Raw genomic sequence first — 2,183 nt, 5'->3', positions numbered from 1 at the left:
ACTTCCCCGGCCTGCTGCCCCGGCTTGTGCTCGACGGTGACCTTCAGTCGCAGCGTGGCCGTCAGGTCCTCCTCCAGCGCGCGGGTATCAGCATCCTTGGCCGGAGACCGGCCGGACGAGCGCGGCGTGCCGGTCCCGGGCGCGGCCGCGCGCGCGAGCTGTTCGGTCTGCCTGACCGACAGATCGCCCTCGACCACGCGCCGCGCCAGCGCCTCGGGATGACCGGCGGTCACCAGGGCCCGCGCGTGACCGGCGGTCAGCTTGCCCTCCCGCACGAGCTCGAGAACTGGCTCGGGGAGCGTGAGCAACCGCAGCAGGTTGGCGATATGGCTGCGGCTCTTGCCCAGCGCCTCGGCCAGCCGCTCCTGGGTATGGCCGAAGCGGTCCATCAGCTGGCGGTAGCCCTGCGCCTCCTCCAGCGGATTGAGATCCGCCCGCTGCACGTTCTCGATGATCGCGAGCTCCAGCACCTCGCTGTCGCTGAGCTCGCGCACCACGGCCGGCACCTCGGCCACCCCGGCGAGCTGTGCCGCCCGCCAGCGCCGCTCGCCGGCGACGATCTCGTACTGGCTTGCCTCGACCGGATGCGGCCGCAGGATGAGCGGCTGGATCACGCCCTTCTCGCGGATCGACGCCGCAAGGTCCTGCAGCTCCTTCTCGTCGAACGACCGCCGCGGCTGGTCGGGGTTCGCCCGGATCTGCTCGATCGGCACCCGGCTCTGCCCCTTCGCGGCACCGCGCTCGGGCGCGGCACGCGGCGCCTCCTCGACCGGCGCCACGTCGGCGAGCAGCGCCGACAGCCCGCGACCAAGACCCTTGCGCTCCATCGCCGCCCCTCCGCTCATACCGCCTCGACCGCGGCGCGCACGCCCATGCGCGCCAGAAGCTCCGCCGCAAGCCGTTGGTAGGCAAGGCTGCCGCTGCTGTTCCGGTCATAGATCAGCGCCGGCACGGCGTGCGATGGCGCCTCGCTCAGCCGGACGTTGCGCGGGATGACCGTGTCATAGACCAGGGTGCCCAAGTTCTCCCTCACGTCGGCCGCGACCTGCCCCGACAAGTTATTGCGGCGATCGTACATGGTCAACACAATACCTTGTATCTTCAGAGCCGGATTCGACCCGGAACGCACGGTCTGGACCGTGCGCATCAGCTGCGAGAGGCCCTCGAGGGCGAAGAACTCGCATTGCAGGGGGACGAGGACGGAATCCGCCGCAACCAGCGCGTTGATGGTGAGGAGGTTCAGCGACGGCGGGCAATCGATGAGGATGAAATCCTGCCCCGCGATCTCCGGCCCGCCCTCCCGCAACCCCGCCTGCATCTTCTGCAGACGCCGGGTGTCGGACACCATGTCGACGTCAGCCGAGCTCAGGTCCGGGGTCGCCGGGATGATGGTGAGATTGGGAACCACCGTCTCGTAGGCCCGTATTCCGGAACGGTCTTCGCTGAACAGCAGATCGTAGGAGGTGAAGGCGCGATCGGACGGCGGGATCCCGAGCCCCGTCGAGGCATTGCCCTGGGCGTCGAGATCGACGACCAGCACCTTGTATCCGAGCGCCGCAAGCGCGGTGCCGAGGTTGATGGCGGTCGTCGTCTTGCCGACGCCGCCCTTCTGATTGGTGATGGCCAGGACATGCGGTCGCTGAGGGTCAGACACGTCGGGTCGCTCCGATTTCCACTATTGCCGCCCGAGGGTCCGTCAGGCTGCGATGAATCGCGTGATCGAATTGCCAGTGCACGGCGGCCTCGGCCATCTCCTTATGCACCGAAGCCCCTTTCGGGAACAAGCCGATTCCCCCCGGCCGGCGGTGTCTCTCCACCATCGCCAGCAGGCGATCGAGCGGAGCGAGCGCCCGAGCGGATACCACGTCGGCCTGCATCGGCGGCAGCGCCTCGATCCGTTCCGAATGGACGGTCGCAGAAGCGCCGGTCGCCCGGACGACCGTGCCGAGGAAGGCCGCCTTGCGCTGATCGGACTCGACGAGGTGAACCTCCGTGCCGGGGACGTCCGCCGCCAGCGCGGCGATGACGAGGCCCGGAAAGCCCGCCCCCGACCCGAGGTCCAGCCACCGCCGCGCTCCTGCCGGCCGCAGCCTCCAGAGCTGCGCCGAATCGGCAAAATGCCGCTCCCACGCGTTCGCCAGGCTGTCGCGGGACACCAGATTGATTTTCGCGTTCCATTGCTC

Annotated in this window: 3 protein-coding genes; all 3 read right to left on the bottom strand. The window is 69.1% G+C overall.

The genetic code is table 11. The features are described 5' to 3' along the window. Positions 1-827: ParB/RepB/Spo0J family partition protein (locus Q0112_RS06545; RefSeq protein ID WP_297972970.1), on the bottom strand; the 827-nt coding region annotated here is incomplete at its 3' end. 14 nt (positions 828-841) lie between these two features. Continuing rightward, positions 842-1,654, bottom strand: coding sequence for a ParA family protein (locus Q0112_RS06540; protein WP_297972968.1), 813 nt, complete (start codon positions 1,652-1,654; stop codon positions 842-844). Further along, a partial coding sequence (gene rsmG / locus Q0112_RS06535; protein WP_297972966.1) for a 16S rRNA (guanine(527)-N(7))-methyltransferase RsmG occupies positions 1,647-2,183 on the bottom strand: 537 nt, incomplete at its 5' end. The genes Q0112_RS06540 and rsmG, both read right to left, overlap by 8 nt.

It is taken from the genome of uncultured Amaricoccus sp. (assembly GCF_937858865.1).
In the GTDB taxonomy this organism is placed as follows: domain Bacteria; phylum Pseudomonadota; class Alphaproteobacteria; order Rhodobacterales; family Rhodobacteraceae; genus Amaricoccus.
Note: the sequence above shows the minus strand (reverse complement) of the source record. Positions and strands in the feature narration are given on the sequence as shown.